Here is a 19,128-nt window from a genome sequence, read left to right as displayed (position 1 = left end):
GCACCGCCGCAACCGGGCAGAAGGGCTGAACCGTGGCACGTACCCAGAAAGACTATCTCGCCGATCTGCTCGCCGAGGAAGCCGCGGCGGAAGCGGCGGCGCCAGCGCCCTCCGCGCCTGCCCCCCTCCCCTCCCCCGCTGCCGAGCCCGAGCTGCCGCCGCGGCTCGCCCGCACGCGCGGCACCACGCTGCTCGGCCGCGAATCCGCGCTTGCCCGCGTCGCGTCGGGCGAGGTGCGCCAAGTCACCCAGCTGCTGCTCGACCCGGCGCGGGTGCGGATCTGGCCGGGCAATGCCCGCGTCTATGCCGATCTCAACGAAGAGAATGTCCGCGAGCTGATCGACTCGATCGTTGCGGAGAACGGCCAGAAGGTCCCCGCCGTGGTGCGTCGGATCGAGGGCGACCCGGACCATGACTATGAGGTGATCGCCGGCACGCGGCGCCACTTCGCGATCTCCTGGCTGCGCGCCCACAGCTATCCCGACATGCAGTTCGTGGCGCAGGTCGCGCAGCTGGATGACGAAGCCGCCTTCCGCCTCGCCGACCTGGAGAACCGCGCCCGCAAGGACGTGTCGGACCTCGAGCGCGCACGCAATTATGCCGAGGCGCTCAAGGCGCATTACGGCAATCACCTCACCCGCATGGCCGAGCGGCTGAAGCTCTCCAAGGGCTGGCTGTCGAAGATGATCAAAGTGGCAGGCATTCCCGACGCGGTGATAGCGGCCTTTGCTTCCCCCGCCGACGTGCTGCTCAAGCCCGCCTATCCGCTGGCCCAGGCATTGGACGACAAGGCGGCGGCCAAGGCGATCCTCGCCGAGGCCAAGGCGCTTTCCCGCGAGCAGGGCGATCGCCGAGCAAACGGGCATGCGCCGATCGCCGCCGCCGATGTGCTGCGCCGGTTGCTCGCGGCGCCGTCGGGCCCGCAGGTTGCGGACGAGCTCTTCACCTGGACAGTGCCCGGCGGACGCACCGCGCTCAGTGTGTTGTCAGTCAACCGCCAGGGGGTCACGGTGCGGCTGCACGCCGGCTCGGGTGCCAGCCGCGACCATCTCGTCACCGCCTTCCGCGAAGCGCTAGACCAGCTCGAGCGCGAAGGCCGCGGGTTGCAGCCATGAGCGCGTTTCCCCGGGGAAACGGCCAACGGGTTCGGCACTGGTGTTTCCCCGGGGAAACACCCTCCCTGCTTCAAGCCCCCTGCCGTCGGACCCGGTTCGCGATCCAACGATCGCCATTCGTTTCCCCGGGGAAACGGCCCTCCCACACCCTGCTCCCAGAGGCTCCATGACCCAGGCCGATCGCCAGTCGATCCCCGAACAGTTCGACCTTTTCCTCCCCTATCTCGCCGACATGCCGCTGCGCGACCAGCGCGAGATGATGGAGCGCCCCTTCTTCAGCCTGGCCAAGACCAAGCGGGTTAAGCCGATCGACTACAAGAGCCCGGACGGAAAGCTGTGGGTGCATGTCTCGGCCAATCCCGATTACGGTATGGCGACGATCTGGGATGCCGACATCCTGATCTATTGCGCCAGCGTGCTCGCCGACATGGCCCGGCGCGGACGCAACGACATTCCGCGCAAGCTCCATTTGATGCCCTATGATCTGCTCCGCGCGATCGGCCGCCCCACGACGGGGCGCGCCTACGAACTGCTCGGCCAGTCGCTCGACCGACTGGTGGCAACGACGATCAAGACCAACATCCGCGCCGAGAACCGCCGCGAGGCGACCTTCAGCTGGCTCGACGGCTGGACCCAGCTGGTCGACGAACGCACCGAGCGCTCGCGGGGCATGACGATCGAATTGTCGAGCTGGTTCTACGAAGGCGTGCTGATGACCGGCGGAGTGCTGTCGATCGACCGCGCCTATTTCGACCTGACCGGTGGGCGCGAGCGCTGGCTCTACAAGGTCGCGCGCAAACATGCCGGCGGGGCAGGAGAAGCGGGCTTCGCGATCTCGATGCCGACCCTGTTCGAGAAATCGGGCGCCGAGGGGCAATATCGCCGCTTCAAGTTCGAGATCGCCAAGATCGTCGAGCGCAACGAGCTGCCGGGCTATACGCTGTCGCTCGAAACGCCGGCGGGGAAGCGCGAGCCGAGCCTGCGGATGCGGCGGCGCGGGGAGGGGGAGGAGTCGGCCACGGCGACGGTCCCACCTGCCGAACCCACCCTCGCCGCGCCGCGCCCGGAGACGCAGCCGGCAGCAGCGGAAACGCCTGTGCTTGGTGCCGAGGCACGCGCGCTGCTGCGCCGGACGGTCACCAGCCTGGCGACGCGCGGCACCAGCGGCATGCTCACCGATGCGACGCTGGAGCAGGCCCGCCGCGAATGCCCCGGCTGGGACTATCAGGACCTGCACCGCCAGTTTCGCGACTGGGTGGAGGCGGATCCGGCGCGGACGCCGGCCAATTATCAGAACGCCTTTCTGGGGTTCGTGCGCCAATGGCACGCCCGCAACAAGCACCAGCTGCGCTGAGGGACAGGGCGGTGCGGCGCGCGGTCCGTTCCCGAAGTGTCGGGCGGAGATACCGCAGGGCAGAAAGCGTCGCCATTTGGGAGACTGGTTTGAACCACTTTATCCACAGCCGCCCTCCAACTGATTCAACCGTGGGATACTGCACGTGCAAACGCATCATAAATCAGGTGCGCTACACCGCCTTTCGACCCTTCGGGAACGACATTCGACCCTTCCGGAACCCTCTATCGACCTTTCGGGAACGGCAGCGTCGACCTTTCGGGAACGGATACTCGATACAATGGGAACGCGGCCTTCGCGCGAATCGTGGAGTCACCGCGATTCGGCGGGTCAAGCGCGTCGCGTAACTCCGTAACGACTCAAGAAACCCTCTAACCAGGCACCGAGCTTTCTCCTTTAGATGAAGAGAAAGAGAACGAGGGGAAGGCGCGGATCAACATGCTAAGCCACAGAGGCTCGTTCCACACGGCCACCGCGAAGCCGGGCGCAACAATAATATACATCAACCGCCAGCAACTAGTTGAAGGCAGGGGCATTATCCACGCATGCCCGCCTATCGCTTCCGCCTCTGCACCCCGGATCGCCACCCCCACACTGCCGAGCGTCGCGAATTGCCCGATCTGCGTCAGGCGCTGATCGCCGGCCACAGCCTCGCCCGTGCCCTGCTGCGACACCGCCACGGCACCCCGGTACGCGGGAGTCTCGACATCGAGGACGACGGCAACCAGCCGGTTGCCCGTATTCTGGTCGCGGACCTGGCCCGGCAGCTCTCCTAGAGTATGGGATTGGCTTGCCCGGCTGGAGCGAGCGTGGTTGAAGAACCCCCTCAGGAAAGGGGTTCCGGTGAGCGATCTGTCTTGTCTTCCTCGCGTTGCCGCGGCGCTGCTGCTAAGCGCCACCGCGATCATGCCCGCTGCCGCGCAACGCCTCCCGACGGCGGAAACGGCAATGACGCGTACCATCGATGCCGAGTATGACCGCTCCGTCGCGCTGCTGGAAACCCTGGTCAACCAGAACAGCGGCACGCTCAATCTCGCCGGTGTCGCCAAGGTCGGCGAGCGGATGCGTGCCGAACTGGAGCCCTTGGGCTTCACCGTCAGCTGGAAGCCGATGGAAACGGTCCAGCGTGCCGGTCACCTGATCGCCGTCCATCGCGGCAAGCCCGGCACCAAGCGCCTGCTGCTGATCGGCCATCTCGATACCGTGTTCGAGCCCAACTCGCCGTTTCAGAAGTTCGTCCGCAAGGGCGATCTGGCGGAAGGGCCGGGCGCTGGGGACGACAAGGGCGGCATGGTGGTGATGCTCGCCGCGCTGCGGGCGATGCAGGCCGCCGGCACCCTCAAGGCCGCGAACATCGAGATCGTGCTAACCGGCGACGAGGAAAAGTCGGGCAGCCCGCACAGCATTGCCCGCGCCGATCTGATCGCCGCGGGCAAGCGCGCCGATGTCGCGCTTGATTTCGAGGGACTGGTGATCGATGCCGGGCGGGACATGGGCTCGATCGCGCGGCGCTCCGCGATCGACTGGCGGATCACCGCCACCGGCAAGACCGGGCACAGCTCGCTGATCTTCGGGTCGGAGTTCGGCGATGGTGCGATCAACGAACTCACGCGAATCCTCGCCGCGTTCCGCAAGGAGCTGCCCGAGCCCAATCTCACCTTCAACACCGGGGTGATCGCCGGCGGTGCGCGCGCCGCCGTCGACGACAGCGGCAATGCCACTGCAGCGGGCAAGACCAACATCATTCCCGCCACCGCGATCGCCACCGGCGACTTCCGCACGCTCAGCCCCGAGCAGACCGCGCGGGTGAAGGCGAAGATGGAAGCGATCGTCGCCGCGCATGCACCGGGAACCGATGCCACGATCCGCTTCGGCGAAGGTTATCCGGCGATGGCGCCGACCGACGGCAACCGCGCGCTGCTGGCGGCGCTGAACGGCGTCAATCGCGATCTCGGCCTGCCCGAGATGCCCGCGCTCGATCCGCTCAGGCGCGGGGCAGGGGACATCTCCTTCGTCGCCGCCGATGTCGACAGCCTCGCGGGACTGGGCCCCTACAGCACCGGCGACCATGCGCCGGGCGAGACGGTGGACCTCGCCAGCATCCGGCGCCAGGCCAAGCGCGCGGCGATCCTGATGTCGCGCCTCAGTGCGGAACGCAGCGCGCGATGAAGGCCGCGGTCCGTCTGCTGCTGGCACTTGCCGCGCTGCTGCTGCCGACAATGGGGCGGGCCGATCCGCAGTTCACGCTGCTGGTGATCGCGGCGCCCAGCAAATATCATTACGAGTACATCCCCGTCGCGCGCGAAAGTCTCGAAAAGCTCGGTAGCCTCCACGCCTTTGCCGTTGACTGGCATAAGGACGGCACGCCGCTCGATAGGGACCTCAGCCGATACGCCGCGATCCTGCTGCTCAACACGCTAGCGGACGAATTCAGCCCCACCCAGCGGTCCGGCCTGGAGCAGTACCTGCAGGGCGGCGGCAATGCTGTCGTTGTCCACCGTGCTGCGATCATAGCCGCGGGGGTGTGGCCCTGGTACGAGAAGCTGGTCGGGCGCAGCTTCGTCAACCACCCGATGATCCAGACCGCGGTGGTGAACGTGCTCGACAAGGGCTTTCCGGCGACGTTCGGGCTCCCGGACCATTGGCTGTGGAGCGACGAATTCTACGTCACCAGCAACCCGTTCGACATCGCGATCCACCGCGTGCTCGGCGTTGACGAGGCGAGCTACGATCCCACCCGCATCTGGCCCGGGCAGGTCGGGCACCGGATGGGCAAGGACCATCCCGAGGCCTGGTTCCATCGCTACGAGAAGGGCAGGGTGTTCGTGACCCTGCTCGGCCACGAAGCAGCGATGTACCGCGACGACCGCTACCTCCAGCACCTGCTGGGCGGCATCACTTGGGCAGCGACGGGCCTCGGCGAGCAGCGCTGAGGAGCGTCAGTCGACCCGCGCCATGCGGCGCGACGCCAGCACCAGGTTGATCCGGCTGGTCGAGCGATCCTCGACGCAGTTCTTCAACTCGCGCCGCGTGGGTACGCCGTCGGCGACGCATTGCTCCGCAACGCCGCAGGGGATCGCATCGAGGTCGCTATGCCCCGAACCGCGCAGGATACGGCAGCTGCGCAGATGCATGGCGCCCTCGCGCTTGTCGGTCTTCAGGTCGACCTTGATCATGCGCAGCTGGCGCGAGACGACGATGATCTCCTCCTCGGCGTTGAACGCCGGGCTGGTCTGGAGCATCAGCAGCAGGATGGGCAGAATCATGGCGCCATTCCTCTCCGGTTTCTGTTTTCTTCGGCCAGCCTAGGCCGGGGGAGGGGGCAGCACAATGCGTCAATCGCCCGCCATCGCCTCCAGCACCGTTTCGATCCGGGCCAGCCGCGCGGCGGGATCGTCGATCCGCTCGGCGAGCAGCAGCCGAGCGCCCTTGGCGGCGAGGCCGGCCACCTCCGCATCCCCGACAAAATCGGCGCGCGGGGTGAAGGCGATCGCGGCGGGGCCGGCGTCGATCCGCGCGATCCGCTGCGCCGATGCCTGGGCGCGGACGCGGGCGATCGCGAGCAGGGTCGTGGCCGCCTCCGGAAGGGCGCCGAAGCGATCTTCCAGTTCCGCCTCCAAGGCGTCGATGGCCGGCCCGTCCTCGGCACGGGCTAGACGGACGTAGAAGCCGACGCGCAGCTCCTCGTCGGGGATCCACGACTCGGGGAGGCAGCCCTGCAGCCCCAGATGCAGTTCGGGCGTCCAGCGCTCCACCGTTTCGCCACGTGCGGTGCGCAGCGCGGCTTCGAGGAGATGCTGGTAGAGGTCGACGCCGATCAGCTTCATGTGCCCCGCCTGCGCATCGCCGAGCAGGTCGCCCGCGCCCCGCATGTCGAGATCCTGCGCGCTGATCGCGAAGCCGGCGCCGAGCCGGTCAAAGGCCTCCAGCGTGCGCAGCCGCTTGAGGGTGCGCGCGCCGATCGGCTTGTCGGGCTCGGTGAGCAGCAGCACCTGCCCGCGCCGGCTGCCGCGCCCCACCCGGCCGCGCAGCTGGTGGAGCTGGCTGAGCCCGAAGCGATCGGCGCGGTAGAGCACCATGGTATTGGCGCGCGGCACGTCGAGCCCCGCCTCGATGATGTTGGTCGCCAGCAGGACGTCGCCATCGCCGCGGCCGAAACGGACCATCGCCTCATCGATCTCGGCGGCAGGCATCTTGCCATGCGCCTGGAGCAGCTCGAGCTCGGGCACGAGGCGGGCGATCTTCTCGGCCAGTGGGGCCATGTCCTCGATCCGCGGCACGACGACGAAGCTCTGGCCGCCCCGGCTGCGCTCGCGGAGCAGCGCGGTGCGCACCATCGCCTCGTCGAACGCGCCCACGGCGGTGCGGATCGGCTGGCGGCGGGCAGGGGGCGTGGCGATGACCGAGAGGTGCTGGATGCCGACCAACGCGGCCTGCAGCGTGCGCGGGATCGGCGTGGCGCTGAGCGTCAGGACATGGCCCGCGCCGAGGGCGCGGAGCTTGGCCTTGTCGGCGGCGCCGAAGCGCTGCTCCTCGTCGATGATGACGAGCGCGAGCTTGTCGTACGCCACACCCTTGCCGGCGACCGCGCCGGTGCCGATCACCACCTGGATCGACCCGTCGGCGAGCCCCGCCTTGACCCGCTTCTTCTCGGCTGCGCTCGACAGCCGGGAGAGGCCGGCGACGGCGATGCCGGTTCCCTCGAAACGTTCGGTGAAGGTCTCGAGATGCTGGCGGGCCAGGACGGTCGTGGGGGCGGCGACCGCCACCTGATAGCCGGCGAGTGCAGCCAGCGCGGCGGCGCGCAGCGCGACTTCGGTCTTGCCGAAGCCGACGTCACCGATCACCAGACGGTCCATCGGCGTCCCTGCGGCAAGGTCGCTGCGCACCGCTTCGATCGCACGGGCCTGATCCCGCGTTTCGGTATAGGCGAAGCCGGCGACAAACCGCTCATACGCAGAAATATCGGGAGAAAGAACCGGAGCGGTTAGTTTCATACGTTCTTCGGCCAGTGCGATCATGCCGCGCGCGGTCTCGGCGATAGCAAGATCGATCGCACCGCGCCGCTTCTGCCAGCTGGAGCCGTCGAGCTTGTCGAGCGCCACCGCATCGGCATCGCCGCCATAGCGCCACAGCCGATCGGCCTCGGCGACCGGCACCAGCCGCACGCCGCCATCGGCATAGGTGAGGGCGATGGCATCGCCGCCCGCCTCCGCTTCCCCCGGCATCGGCGCAAGGCCGGTGACTTCGGCGATGCCATGGTCCTCGTGAACGACGAGGTCGCCGAGGCGGATCTCGGTCTGGCCGAACAGCGTGGGATCGGCGGCGCCGGTCTGCGCCGTGTCGCGCTCGGCACGGCTGCCGAGCAGGTCGGCGGCGGCTACGGCGAGGATGCCGTCGCGGCGGAACCCGCGGTCGACGGGCGCTTCCAGCAGCGCGACCGTGCCGATCGGCGCGTTCTGCAGCGCGGCCCAGCTGGGTACGTCGTGCAGCTCGGTCTTCAGCACGCTTGCAATGCGGCTGCGCAGGAAGCGCAGGTCGCGGGCGCTGCCCAGCACGACCAGCCGGTCGTCCGCGGCGACGCAATCGCGGGCCGCGCGGGCAAAGGCGCGGAGCGGGGCGCGGCCTTCGATGAAGCGGGGCGGGGGATCGCCGGCGGCAGTCAGCACCAGCGGCAGATGCTCCTTCACCGCGGCCTGCCAGTGCTTGTCCTCCAGCACGTCGCGCAGCGCGCGGCTCGGCCGATGGCGCTGCGCGTCCGCGGCGAGCGCGAGGAAGCGCTTGCGCCGGTCCTCCGCCGGGGACTCGATCGCCAGCAGGGCACTGGGCAGATGCGCGGTGAGCGGTACGGCATCCTTGCCGAGTGGCGGTTCCGAGACGCGGCCCAGTTCCTGTGCCTCGCAGTCGCCGGTGGTGCGCTGGGTGCCGGGATCATAGCTGCGCAGCGAGAGCACCACGCCGTCGGCCACTTCGATCCGGCGCGGTCCCTCGGCATCCGCGGGATAGACGTCGAGCACCTGGCCGCGCAGCGCAACCTCGCCGGGCTCGTCGACACGCTCGTCCTCGACATAGCCGGCTTCGACCAGCGTTTCGAACAGCGCTGCCAGGTCGATCGGCGCACCGGTGGCGATCCGCGGTGGGGCGGCTTCGAAGGCGGCTGGCGGCGGGTAGAGCCTGGCCAGCGCCTCGCCGGTGGTGATGCAGGCGATCCGCGGTCGCATCTCCTCAGCCTGGGCGAGGCGCAAGCGGCGCAGCGCCGCAACACGCTCGCCCACATTGGCGGGGGAGGCCGGAGCGCCGTCGCCGGGCAGCGCGTCGCTGCCGGGGCAGAACACCACGGTTGCCTCGGGCGCAAGCGCCGCCAGCGCACGCGCAATGGCGATGGCGCGAGGTTCGTCGGCGGCGGCGAAGAACAGGTCGGCCGAGGCCAGCGCTTCCGCCAGCAGCGCGGCGGTCTCGCCGGTTGCAAGGGCAGGGGCGGCCCTGGTGGGCGCGATCGCGCGGGCAACGGGATCGCGGGAAGAAGCCATGCGGGAAAGCCTTTGGAACGAGCGGGCTACCGCTAACGAGCAGCCTGCGCTGCCGTTCCAGAGGCGAGGGGTGGGGCCGGCGAGGGAAGGCCGGCCCCGGGGAGACCTCAGAAGGTCAGCGTCGCACCGACGAACAGCGTGCGGCCCATCGGGTCGTACACGCCCGGATAGGTGTTGCCGTTGCCGAAGCTGGCCAGCACGCCCGAGGCGATCGCCGGCGGCGACTTGTCGGTCAGGTTGTTGATGCCCATGCGGAACTGCAGCTGCTTGGCCGGCACCACGGTGGCGGCGAGATCGAAATACTCATAGGCCGGAATGGTCGCGTTGATGATGCTGATCGGGCCGGCCTCGCTGAGGAAGGCGTTCGACGACGAGGTCGACAGCGCCGTCTTGGCGAAGTGGCGCCAGGCGAGCGATAGCGTCGCCTTCTCGCCGGGGACCGTCCAGGTCAGGCGCGCGACATGGCGCCAGGTCGGGTTGGGCTGACCGCAGCTATAGCCGTAATAGCCCTTGCAGTCATAGCTGCCGAGGCCGGGCAGCGGCTCCTGCACCTGCTGTTCCAGCCAGGTGCCGACGATGTTGGCGTCGAGCTTGCCGAGGTTGCCGATCCGCGTCGCATAGGCCGCCGCCACGTCGATGCCCGAGGTCAGCAGATAGCCGGTGTTGAGCGTGCTGCCGACGACATAGCCGTTGCTGCCGAACAATGCGCCCGAGCGCGGATCGCGGTGGAACAGCCCGCAATAATAGGGATCGCCGGTGCTGGTGCACTGGCTGACCACCAGCGAGGGCGCGATCGAGCTGATATAGCCGTTCACCTTGATGTGGTAGTAATCGACCGAAAGCGAGAAGCCGCGCAGCTGCTTTGGCGTCAGCACCACGCCGAAGGTGTAGGTGTCGCCCACCTCGGGCTTCACCGCCGGATTGCCGCCATAGGATTGCGAGCAGGTCTCGGCCGGGCACTGGATGATGTGGCCGTACTGCGCGTCGCTGACCCCGGTCAGCTTGCACGCGGCAAGGGAAGCGTCCGGCGTGGCGCCGGCGCAGGGATCGGTCAGCGAGACGTTGCCGATGCCGCGCGCGCCGAACAGCTCGCTGATGTTGGGCGCGCGGATCGCGCGGTTGTAGCTGGCGCGGAAGCGGGCGCCGTCGACCGGCGACCAGGTCAGCTCCGCCTTGTAGGTCCAGGCCTTGTAGTGCGATTCGGTCGCCGTCGATCCCTGGCGGTTGGTATAGTCCGAATAGCGCAGGCCGCCGTTCACCGTCAGGTCGTGGATGAAGGGCACGTTCTCGACCAGCGGCAGCTCGAGCTCGCCATAGGCTTCGTTGACGGTGATCGAGCCATCGGCATCGGCGCTGCCGCCCTGCTTGGCGACGTCGTCCGCGGTGAAGTTGAGCGTCTCGCGGCGGCGCTCCAGTCCGACCGCGAGACCCGCACCCCGCGTCGCCCAGGGGCTCTGGATGCCGAAGGTGCCGAGGTCGCCGTTGACCGAGCCCGAAAACACTTCGAGCGTGTTGCGTGACGCGGTGCTCGACGGGCTGAACAGGTAGCGCGCCTGATCGGTGGTGATGCCGTCGGCACGGAAGATGTCGATCGGCACGCAGTTCGGATCGGTACCGTCGATCTTCGAGCGGCAGGTCGGCGTGCCGTTCACCGACACCACGTCGAGCGCGCGCTGCGCCTTCACATTGTCGACATTGTTGAGATAGGTCTCGTTGTAGCGCGACAGCGAATAGAGATAGCCGACGTCGTAGCTGAAACCGTGGCCGAGATCGCCCTTCACGCCGCCGTTGTAGCGATAATCCTGGTGGCGCAGATCGTCGCGGCGCGAATAGGCGCCGTTGAGGCGATAGCCGATCAGCGAGTCGATCGTGGCGGACGTGCCGGCGGCCGGGCCGCACAGCGCCGCTTGCTGGCCTGCGCTCATCAGCGGGTTGTCGCAGGGCAGGGTGAAGGTGGTGCCGAGGAACAGCGCGGAGGGCGCCACCTGCGAGAAGGTATGGTCCTTCATCCACATGAAGCTGCCATACACCTTGGCGGCGGGCGCGATCTCGAACGAGGCGCTGCCGCCGCCGGTATAGCGCTCGTCCGAGCGCTGGATGTAGTTGGTCGGCGAGTAGTTGTAGGCGTAGCTCGCGTCGTACGGCACCCAGCTCTTGGAGCCATCGCGCGCGTTGGTCAGGTAGCCCAGGTCCTTGCTCGGGCCCGCGAGCGGCGCGAAGGTGCCATAGGTGGTGTTGCTCGACCCGCCGCAGACCAGCGCACTGGGACCATCCGCGTTGAGCGCGCAGGACGAATAGTCGCGCGTCGCCTGCAGCACCGGATCGGTGTGGCGATAGCCGCCATAGACGGTGATATTGCCGCGGCCGCCGGCGAAGTTCTTGCCGAACGCGCCGTTGATGTCCTGCTTGGCGCCGTCGAACACGTTGCGCGGCGCCAGCTGGTAGCCCTTGGCCGAGACGAGGCCGCGGACATAGGCATTGTCATTGGTGTGCTGGGCCATACTGGTCTGCGCATCGAGCCGCAGCCCGTCGAGATGGTCGCGCAGGATGAAGTTGACCACGCCCGACATCGCGTCCGAGCCATAGACCGCCGAGGCGCCGCCCGTGACGACGTCGACCCGCTCGATCAGCGCCGTGGGCACGAAGTTGATGTCGGTCGCCTGCGAGGAGAGGATGCGCTGGCCGTTGATCAGCGTCAGCACCCGGTTCGAGCCGAGGTTGCGCAGGTTGATCTGCGCCGAGCCGTCAGAACCGTTGGAGACGTTCTCGTTGCCGTCGGCGGTGAACTGGGGCAGCCGCGCCAGCATCGTCTCGGCATTGACCGCGCCCTGGTAGCGCACTTCCTGCGCATCGACGCTGGTCAGCGGACTGTTGCTCTCCAGGTCGGGGCGGCGGATGCGGGTACCGGTGACCGTGATTTCGGTGCGATCATCGTCCGCGCCTGCCGGGCCTTCCATATCCTGGGCATGGGCCACCCCGGCAACAAGAGAGATGGCGAGCGCGCCCAGTGCCGCTCCTGAACGAATTGTAAGAAAATTACGCATTTGCCGCGCACCCCGCTTTTTTTGAGTCGCACATATGCAACATAAGAAACATCATCTCGTCAAATAAATTATACGATATCTGAAGCTGTCCCGTGCCCCGCCGGTTACCCCTTTCGGGAATCACCAATTTGTGCGTTGCTCCGAAGCAGCCTTGCGCATCCGTCGCATACGGTATACGAAATCGGCCAACCCAGTGGAGGATCGTGTTCTTATGACTGCAGCCAAGACGCTCTGGACCGGCGTCTATCCCGCGGCGACGACTCAGTTCGCCGAGGATCTCTCGATCGACCTCGACGCCACCCAGCGCACCCAGACCGCGCTGGTCGATGACGGCGTCGACGGCCTTATCCTGCTCGGCACCTGCGGCGAGAATAATTCGCTCGAGCCAGAGGAAAAGCGCGTCGTGCTCCAGGCCGGCGTCGAGGCGGTTGGCGGCCGCGTGCCCTTGGTCGCCGGCGTGTCCGAATTCACCACCGCGCGCGCGATCCAGTATGCCCGCGATGCCGAGAAGATCGGCGTCGACGCGCTGATGCTGCTGCCCGCGATGGTCTATGTGCCGACCGCGGAGGAGCTCGAAGCCCATTTCCGAGCGGTAGCCGAGGCGACCTCGCTGCCAATCATGCTCTACAACAACCCGCCAGCCTATCGCGTGTCGATCGACACCGCGACGCTGGATCGCCTCACCGATGTGAAGAACATCGTGGCGGTCAAGGAAAGCGCGCCCGATCCGCGCCGCTTCACCGATCTCTTCAACCGCTATGGTGATCGCTACACGCTGATGGCGGGCCTGGACGATGTCGCGCTCGAAGGCATGTTCCTCGGCGCCTCGGGCTGGGTCTCGGGCCTCACCAGCGCCTTCCCCGAAGAGTCGGTGCGGCTGATCGCGGCGTTCAACGAAGGCCGCTACGACGAGGCCCGCGCCATCTACCGCTGGTTCATGCCGCTGCTCCATCTCGATGCCGAGCACGACCTGGTCCAGTCGATCAAGCTCGCCGAGCAGATCATGGGCCGTGGCAGCGAGCGCGTCCGCCTGCCGCGCCTGCCGCTTTCGGGTGCGCGCCGCGCCCAGGTGATCGCCTGGGTCGAGGAAGCTGCGGCGACCCGCCCGAGCCAGCGCGCCGCCAAGGCAGCCTGAGGAAAACCATGCGCCACACCTTCTTCTGCATCGACGGCCACACCGCGGGAAACCCGGTGCGGCTGGTCGCGGGCGGCGCACCGCTGCTTCGCGGCGGCGACATGCTGGCGCGGCGCGCGGACTTTCTCGAGCGGTTCGACTGGATCCGCACCGGCCTCTGCTTCGAGCCGCGCGGGCACGACATGATGTCGGGCGGGTTCCTCTACCCGCCCACCCGCGACGATACCGATTGCGGCATCCTGTTCATCGAGACCTCGGGTTGCCTGCCGATGTGCGGGCACGGCACGATCGGGATGGTGACCTTCGGGCTCGAGCACGGCCTGATCACCCCGCGTACGCCCGGCCAGCTGCGCATCGAAGTGCCGGCGGGGGTGATCGACATCGCCTATGGCATGGAGGGCGACCGGGTGCGTTGGGTGCGCATCCGCAACGTGCCCGCCTATGTCGCCGCACGCGGCATCGAGATCGAGGTGCCGGGCTTCGGCCCGCTCCGCATCGACGTCTCCTATGGCGGCAATTATTACGCGATCATCGAGCCGCAGGGCCCCTATACCGGCCTCGACGATCTCGGCGCCTCGCGCATCGTCGAGCTCAGCCGCACGATCCGCGAGCTGGTGCGCGCGCAAGTAGAGCCGGTGCATCCGCTCGACGACCGCATCCGCGGCGTCAGCCATGTCCTGTGGGCCGACAAGCCCAAGGGGGAAGGGGCCGATGGCCGCAACGCCGTGTTCTACGGCGAACGCGCGATCGATCGCAGCCCGTGCGGCACCGGCACCTCGGCGCGGCTCGCGCATCTGGAGCAGCAGGGGCGCCTGAACGTCGGCGACCGCTTCGTCCATGAAAGCTATATCGGCAGCCGGTTCATCGGCCGGGTCGAGGAAGCGGTGATGGTGGGCGATCGCCCCGGCATCATTCCCTCGATCGAAGGCTCGGCGATCGCGACCGGCTTCAACACCATCTGGATCGACCGCGAGGACCCCTTCTGGGCGGGCTTCTCGGTCGTCTGAACAGCACAACGAAACCATCGGGGGTTGCATGGGATTTTGGGGACCGATCAAGCCGATCGAACGCAGCACGGGCCATAGCGCGCATCGGCTGCGCCCCACATTATCCTGGCCGCACCTGATCGCGCTCGGCGTCGGCGCGATCGTCGGCACCGGCATCTACACGCTGACCGGCGTCGGCGCCGAGCGGGCAGGGCCGGCGGTGATCCTCGCCTTCGTCATCGCCGGCGCGGTCTGCGCCTGCGCCGCGCTCGCCTATGCGGAGCTCGCGACGATGATCCCGGCGGCGGGCAGCGCCTATACCTATAGCTATTCGGTGCTGGGCGAGACGATCGCCTGGGTGGTCGGCTGGAGCCTGATCCTCGAATATTCGCTGGCCTGCTCGGCGGTGGCGGTGGGCTGGTCGGGCTATCTGGTCGGCTGGCTGCAATCGGCGGGCATCCACCTGCCCGCGGTGCTGCTCCAGGGGCCGCATGCCGGCGGCATCGTCAACCTGCCCGCGGTGCTCGTCTCCTTCGTGATCGCCGGCATGCTGATGCTCGGCACCCGCGAGAGCGCGACGCTCAACATCGTGCTGGTCGTGATCAAGCTGGTGGCGCTCGCGGTGTTTGTGGCACTCGCATTGCCCGGCTTCGATGCGGCGAACTTCCACCCCTTCATGCCCTATGGCTTCGCCTCCCATGCCGACGGCGCCAGCACCCGCGGCGTGATGGCCGCCGCGGCGATCGTGTTCTTCGCCTTTTACGGCTTCGACGCCGTCGCCACCTCGGCCGAAGAAGCCAAGAAGCCGGGTCGCGACCTGACCATCGGCATCGTCGGATCGATGGCCTTGTGCACCACCATCTACATCCTCGTCGCGGTCGCCGCGGTGGGGGCGATGTCCTACACCACGCTCGGCAACTCGCCCGAGCCACTGGCGCTGGTGCTGCGCACGCTCGGCCACCCCTTCGCCGCCTGGGCGATCGCCGCCGCAGCGCTGGTCGCGCTCCCCTCGGTGATCCTGGTGATGATGTACGGGCAGAGCCGCATCTTCTTCGTGATGGCGCGCGACGGGCTGCTGCCGCGCGGGCTCGCTAGGGTCTCGCCGCGCACCGGCGCGCCGGTGCTGGTGACCGGCATCACCGGGCTGTTCGTCGCCGCGGTCGCGGGTTTCCTGCGGCTCGACGAGATCGCCGAGCTGGCCAATGCCGGCACGCTGATCGCGTTCATCGCGGTGGGCGTCTGCATGATGCTGCTCCGCCGCCGCGCGCCCGACGCGCCCCGCATCTTCCGCTGCCCGCAACCTTATGTGGTCGGCACGCTGGCGGTGCTCGGCTGCCTCTATCTGCTCTTCTCGCTGCCGGAGAAGACGCTGGTCCGCTTCCTGATCTGGAACGTGGCGGGGCTTGCCGTCTATTTCCTCTATGGCCGCGCGCGCAGCGTGCTGGCGCGCGGCTGAGGGCTCAGCCGTTCAGCTGGCGGCGGAGATCGGTGAGGGTGCCTTCGATGTGGGCGCGGGCCAGCGCGCGGGTGCGATCGGCATCGCCGCTTTCCCACGCGGTCATCAGCTCGGCATGTTCGAGATGCGCACGATCCTCGCGCCCGGCGGGTTCGAGATGCTTGTGGACGTAGCGCTCGGCGAGGATCTGCAGTCGTTCGACCAGCTGGGTGGTGAGCAGCCGCCCGCCGGGGCGGACCATCGCGATGTGGAACTCGCGGTTGCGCGCGGCGACTTCGTCGAGATGCTCGTGGGCGGCAAGGTCGAGCGCGGCCAGCGCCTCGCGCGCAGCGGCGCGATCGGTATCGGTGGCGGAAAGCGCGCCGGCGGCAACCGCATCGGGCTCGATCGCCAGGCGCAGCGCGAAGATCTCCTCGGCCTCGCCCGAGGACATCGCGCGGACGAAATAGCCGCGGTTCGCCTGGCCGACGAGCAGCCCTTCCTGCTCCAGCCGCGCCAGCGCCTCGCGCAGCGGGATCTTGCTCACGCCCAGCTGGTTGGCCAGCGCGTCCTGGCGGATCGCCTGGTCGACCGGCAGCTTGCCGGAGACGATCTGCTCGCGGACGATCGTGAAGATCTGTTCCGACAGCGTGCGGACGACGATACTCATGTGTTCGGTCTTTCCCTGGAATACCTGCCGCCGGCGCCAGGATTTCCCCGTCCTGCGGGCGCGGCTTGTGGCAGGCGAAACGCGCAAATACAGTATACCTGTACCCCAAAATCGGCAAGGCGAAGTTGATGCAGCGCAATATCGTGGTGATCGGCGGGGGCGTCGTCGGACTGTCGAGCGCGATCGCCTTGGCGCGTTCCGGCTGGTCGGTGCGGCTGGTCGACGCCGATCCCGATCGCCGTGCCGCCTCCTGGGGCAATGCCGGGCATATCGCGATCGAGCAGGTCGCGCCGCTCGCCTCCTGGGCGACGGTGCGCAGCCTGCCGCGCCGGCGCTTCGGGGCAGGGGGGGCGGTGTCCTTGCCGGCATCGGCCTGGCGACACTGGCTGCCCTTCGGGCTGCGGCTGCTCGGCGCGGCACGGCCGAGCGTGTTCGCGCGGGGGCAAGCGGCGCTGGGCGGACTGCTCGCCGAGGCGATGCCCGCCTGGCAGCGGCTGAGCGCCAGCCTCGACACGCCAGACCTGCTGCGCGAGCAGGGGCATCTCGTCGCCTGGAGCAGCCCCGCATCGGTCGAGGCGGGGCGGCGCGCCTGGGCGTCGGCGGACATCGGCACCGCGGCGTTCCGCGACGCCACGCCCGCCGAGCTGCTCCAGCTGCCGGGCAAGGCGGTCGCGGGCGCGATCCGCTTCACCAACACCGCGCAGATCAGCGACCTCGGCGCGCTCGACTGCGCGCTGCGGGCGGCGCTGGTCGCGGCCGGCGGCACGATCCTGTCCGGTCACGCGACGCTCAGCCTCGCGGGCGGTGAGGCGCGGCTGGCGATCGACGGCGCCCCCGTGGCGGATGCGGACCAGCTCCTGGTCGCCGCCGGCGTCGCCTCGGGGCGTCTGCTCGGGCCGCTCGGCCACCGCGTACCGATCATCGCCGAGCGCGGCTATCATCTCCGCGCCACCGATCATGACTGGCCCGCCGATCTGCCGCCCTTGGTGTTCGAGGATCGCTCGATGATCGTCACCCGCTATGCCGGCTGCGTGCAAGCGGCGAGTTTCGTCGAGTTCGCCGGCATCGACACGCCGCCCGATCCCGCCAAATGGGAACGGCTCGAGGCGCATATCGCCGCGCTCGGCCTGCCGCTGCGCCCGCCCTTCACCCGCTGGAGCGGCGCGCGGCCGACGCTCCCCGACTATCTCCCGGCGATCGGCCGCAGCTGCAAGGCGGGCAACCTGCTCTACGCCTTCGGCCATCAGCATCTCGGCCTCACGCTGGCGGCGATCACCGGCGAACGCATCGCCGCGCTGGCCGAGGGCGGCGCGGCCGACCTCGCCCCCTTCGATCTCCAACGCTTCCACGCATAAGGACGTCCCTCCATGACCATCGGCGGATCCACCGCGGAAACCGAACTCGCCGCGCTCGCCCCCTGGGCCGATCGCGCGCCGGCCATCACCCTTGCCGAGCGCCGCGATCGCCTCGCGCGCGTGCGCGAGCGTATGGAAGCGATGGGCGCGCAGGCGCTGCTGGTGAATGCCGGCATGTCGCTGCGCTATTTCGCCGGCGTCCCCTGGGGCGCCACCGAACGGCTGGTCGCGATGCTGCTGCCGCTCCACGGCGAACCGATCATGATCTGCCCGTGCTTCGAGTTCGGTTCGCTCACCGCCGACATGGCGTACGAGGCGGACATGCGGCTGTGGGAGGAGGACGAGGATCCCTTCGCACTGGTCGCGGATGCGCTGTACGGTGTCACCACGCTGGCGATCGATCCGGCGCTGCCCTTCCAGATGGCCGAGCGCCTGCGCCGCGCGGCCCCGAGCGTCACCCTGGTCGACGGTGCCCCCGCGATCGACGGCTGCCGGATGCGCAAGTCGCCCGCCGAGCTTGCGCTGATGCAGCAGGCCAAGAACATGACGCTGGCGGTCCATCACGCCGCCGCGCGGATTCTGGAGCCGGGCATTACCACCGGCGCGGTGAAGCGCTTCATCGACCAGGCCCATCGTGCGCTCGGCGCCGCTGGCTCAAGCTTCTGCATCGTCCAGTTCGGCCATGCGACCGCCTTTCCCCATGGCCTGCCTGGCGAACAGGCGCTGGAAGAAGGCCAGCTCGTGCTGATCGACACCGGCTGCACGGTCGAAGGCTATCATTCGGACATCACCCGCACCTATGCGTTCGGGCGCGTGTCGGACGACGAGCAGGCGATCTGGTCGCTCGAGAAGGAAGCCCAGGCCGCGGCATTTGCTGCTGCCCAACCGGGGGTGCCGTGCGAGCAGGTCGATGCCGCCGCGCGCGTCGTATTGGAGAAGGCGGGGCTTGGGCCGGACTATCGCCTGCCCGGCCTGCCGCACCGCACCGGCCACGGCATCGGCCTGTCGATCCACGAGCCCGCCTATCTGGTGCGCGGGGACAGGACGCTGCTCGACACCGGCATGTGCTTCTCGAACGAACCGATGATCGTCGTGCCCGATCGGTTCGGCATTCGCCTCGAGGACCATTTCTATATGAGCGAGTCGGGTCCGCGCTGGTTCACCGAGCCGCAAAAGGCGATCGACCGGCTCGTCTGAGCCCCGATTCTCCCGCTCGGGACCGTGATTCGCGGTGATTCGGCTCGCAAAGGCCATCAAATGGTCATGCGGGCCGAACTTTCTACCGTGGGAAAATCGCGGTTTTCTGTCGATTTCGTGGGCTTGGATCGGTCAAGCGCCACAAAAATGCAAAACGGTGTTGACGGTCCTGGGAAGCGCGCATAGAAGCCACTCCACCGACGCGGTGCTCCTCACCGGGACGCAGCGGTGGTCACCGAAATTCAGGCGCAGCGGCCGCCCCGAGAAAAAGGGGAAAGGCGCAGCGTCGATTTTTGTCGCTCTTTGA

The 19,128-nt window shown here is 68.3% G+C and carries 14 protein-coding genes; 10 read left to right on the top strand and 4 right to left on the bottom strand.

Annotation, left to right across the window (positions count from 1 at the left end; translation table 11 throughout):
* The first annotated feature begins 32 nt into the window (after positions 1-32).
* The 5 genes from CA234_RS14480 to CA234_RS14460 all read left to right on the top strand — a co-directional run bounded on the left by CA234_RS14480 (position 33) and on the right by CA234_RS14460 (position 5,402).
* Positions 33-1,115 (top strand): ParB/RepB/Spo0J family partition protein, encoded by a 1,083-nt coding sequence (locus CA234_RS14480; protein ID WP_125975248.1) that lies wholly within the window; start codon positions 33-35, stop codon positions 1,113-1,115.
* A gap of 166 nt (positions 1,116-1,281) precedes the next feature.
* Positions 1,282-2,469, top strand: coding sequence for a replication initiator protein A (locus tag CA234_RS14475; RefSeq protein WP_125975250.1), 1,188 nt, complete (start codon positions 1,282-1,284; stop codon positions 2,467-2,469).
* A 545-nt stretch (positions 2,470-3,014) separates the two neighbouring features.
* A complete protein-coding gene (locus CA234_RS14470; protein ID WP_126002031.1) occupies positions 3,015-3,245 on the top strand; it encodes a hypothetical protein in 231 nt (76 codons plus the stop codon).
* 130 nt (positions 3,246-3,375) lie between these two features.
* Positions 3,376-4,638 carry a M20/M25/M40 family metallo-hydrolase gene (locus CA234_RS14465; RefSeq protein WP_126002049.1) on the top strand — a complete coding sequence of 421 codons (1,263 nt, stop codon included), beginning with the start codon at positions 3,376-3,378 and terminating at the stop codon, positions 4,636-4,638.
* A complete protein-coding gene (locus CA234_RS14460) occupies positions 4,635-5,402 on the top strand; it encodes a ThuA domain-containing protein (protein ID WP_126002030.1) in 768 nt (255 codons plus the stop codon). Before CA234_RS14465 ends, CA234_RS14460 begins: the two co-directional genes overlap by 4 nt.
* A gap of 6 nt (positions 5,403-5,408) precedes the next feature.
* On the opposite strand, the gene CA234_RS14455 is transcribed toward CA234_RS14460, so the two are convergent.
* The 3 genes from CA234_RS14455 to CA234_RS14445 form a co-directional block, all read right to left on the bottom strand.
* The gene (locus CA234_RS14455) at positions 5,409-5,735 is read right to left on the bottom strand and encodes a hypothetical protein (protein ID WP_126002029.1); all 327 of its coding nucleotides are present in this window, start codon (positions 5,733-5,735) and stop codon (positions 5,409-5,411) included.
* Between the two features lie 69 nt (positions 5,736-5,804).
* On the bottom strand, positions 5,805-8,999 hold the full coding sequence (locus tag CA234_RS14450) for a helicase-related protein (RefSeq protein WP_126002028.1): 3,195 nt from the start codon (positions 8,997-8,999) through the stop codon (positions 5,805-5,807).
* Positions 9,000-9,106: 107 nt separating this feature from the next.
* Positions 9,107-12,043, bottom strand: a complete 2,937-nt coding sequence (locus CA234_RS14445; protein WP_126002027.1) for a TonB-dependent receptor — start codon at positions 12,041-12,043, stop codon at positions 9,107-9,109.
* A gap of 211 nt (positions 12,044-12,254) precedes the next feature.
* On the opposite strand from CA234_RS14445, the gene CA234_RS14440 reads away from it, so the two are divergent.
* From CA234_RS14440 to CA234_RS14430, 3 genes are read left to right on the top strand one after another with little or no spacing between them, the layout of a single operon-like run.
* Positions 12,255-13,178 (top strand): dihydrodipicolinate synthase family protein, encoded by a 924-nt coding sequence (locus CA234_RS14440; protein WP_125975262.1) that lies wholly within the window; start codon positions 12,255-12,257, stop codon positions 13,176-13,178.
* Between the two features lie 8 nt (positions 13,179-13,186).
* Positions 13,187-14,185, top strand: coding sequence for a 4-hydroxyproline epimerase (locus CA234_RS14435; RefSeq protein ID WP_126002026.1), 999 nt, complete (start codon positions 13,187-13,189; stop codon positions 14,183-14,185).
* A 28-nt stretch (positions 14,186-14,213) separates the two neighbouring features.
* Positions 14,214-15,620 carry an amino acid permease gene (locus CA234_RS14430; protein ID WP_126002025.1) on the top strand — a complete coding sequence of 469 codons (1,407 nt, stop codon included), beginning with the start codon at positions 14,214-14,216 and terminating at the stop codon, positions 15,618-15,620.
* A gap of 4 nt (positions 15,621-15,624) precedes the next feature.
* Here the strand turns inward: CA234_RS14430 and CA234_RS14425 are convergent, their stop codons facing one another.
* Positions 15,625-16,269 (bottom strand): GntR family transcriptional regulator, encoded by a 645-nt coding sequence (locus tag CA234_RS14425; RefSeq protein ID WP_125975268.1) that lies wholly within the window; start codon positions 16,267-16,269, stop codon positions 15,625-15,627.
* 128 nt (positions 16,270-16,397) lie between these two features.
* Between CA234_RS14425 and CA234_RS14420 the strand changes: the two genes are divergently transcribed.
* The gene (locus CA234_RS14420) at positions 16,398-17,624 is read left to right on the top strand and encodes an FAD-dependent oxidoreductase (RefSeq protein ID WP_125975270.1); all 1,227 of its coding nucleotides are present in this window, start codon (positions 16,398-16,400) and stop codon (positions 17,622-17,624) included.
* Between the two features lie 12 nt (positions 17,625-17,636).
* Entirely contained in the window at positions 17,637-18,821 is a 1,185-nt protein-coding gene (locus CA234_RS14415) for a Xaa-Pro peptidase family protein (protein WP_126002024.1), read from the top strand.
* The last annotated feature ends 307 nt before the right edge of the window (positions 18,822-19,128 follow it).

It is taken from the genome of Sphingomonas sp. ABOLE (genome assembly GCF_003950455.1).
Lineage (GTDB): Bacteria > Pseudomonadota > Alphaproteobacteria > Sphingomonadales > Sphingomonadaceae > Sphingomonas > Sphingomonas trueperi.
Note: the sequence above shows the minus strand (reverse complement) of the source record. Positions and strands in the feature narration are given on the sequence as shown.

What these genes read in the sequence shown, in the direction of transcription:
- CA234_RS14475 (WP_125975250.1), top strand. Translation starts at nt 1,282, where the DNA reads ATGACCCAGGCCGATCGCCAGTCGATCCCCGAACAGTTCGACCTTTTC.
- CA234_RS14425 (WP_125975268.1), bottom strand. Translation starts at nt 16,269, where the DNA reads ATGAGTATCGTCGTCCGCACGCTGTCGGAACAGATCTTCACGATCGTC.
- CA234_RS14460 (WP_126002030.1), top strand. Translation starts at nt 4,635, where the DNA reads ATGAAGGCCGCGGTCCGTCTGCTGCTGGCACTTGCCGCGCTGCTGCTG.
- CA234_RS14455 (WP_126002029.1), bottom strand. Translation starts at nt 5,735, where the DNA reads ATGATTCTGCCCATCCTGCTGCTGATGCTCCAGACCAGCCCGGCGTTC.
- CA234_RS14470 (WP_126002031.1), top strand. Translation starts at nt 3,015, where the DNA reads ATGCCCGCCTATCGCTTCCGCCTCTGCACCCCGGATCGCCACCCCCAC.
- CA234_RS14440 (WP_125975262.1), top strand. Translation starts at nt 12,255, where the DNA reads ATGACTGCAGCCAAGACGCTCTGGACCGGCGTCTATCCCGCGGCGACG.
- CA234_RS14435 (WP_126002026.1), top strand. Translation starts at nt 13,187, where the DNA reads ATGCGCCACACCTTCTTCTGCATCGACGGCCACACCGCGGGAAACCCG.
- CA234_RS14430 (WP_126002025.1), top strand. Translation starts at nt 14,214, where the DNA reads ATGGGATTTTGGGGACCGATCAAGCCGATCGAACGCAGCACGGGCCAT.
- CA234_RS14450 (WP_126002028.1), bottom strand. Translation starts at nt 8,999, where the DNA reads ATGGCTTCTTCCCGCGATCCCGTTGCCCGCGCGATCGCGCCCACCAGG.
- CA234_RS14415 (WP_126002024.1), top strand. Translation starts at nt 17,637, where the DNA reads ATGACCATCGGCGGATCCACCGCGGAAACCGAACTCGCCGCGCTCGCC.
- CA234_RS14465 (WP_126002049.1), top strand. Translation starts at nt 3,376, where the DNA reads ATGCCCGCTGCCGCGCAACGCCTCCCGACGGCGGAAACGGCAATGACG.
- CA234_RS14420 (WP_125975270.1), top strand. Translation starts at nt 16,398, where the DNA reads ATGCAGCGCAATATCGTGGTGATCGGCGGGGGCGTCGTCGGACTGTCG.
- CA234_RS14445 (WP_126002027.1), bottom strand. Translation starts at nt 12,043, where the DNA reads ATGCGTAATTTTCTTACAATTCGTTCAGGAGCGGCACTGGGCGCGCTC.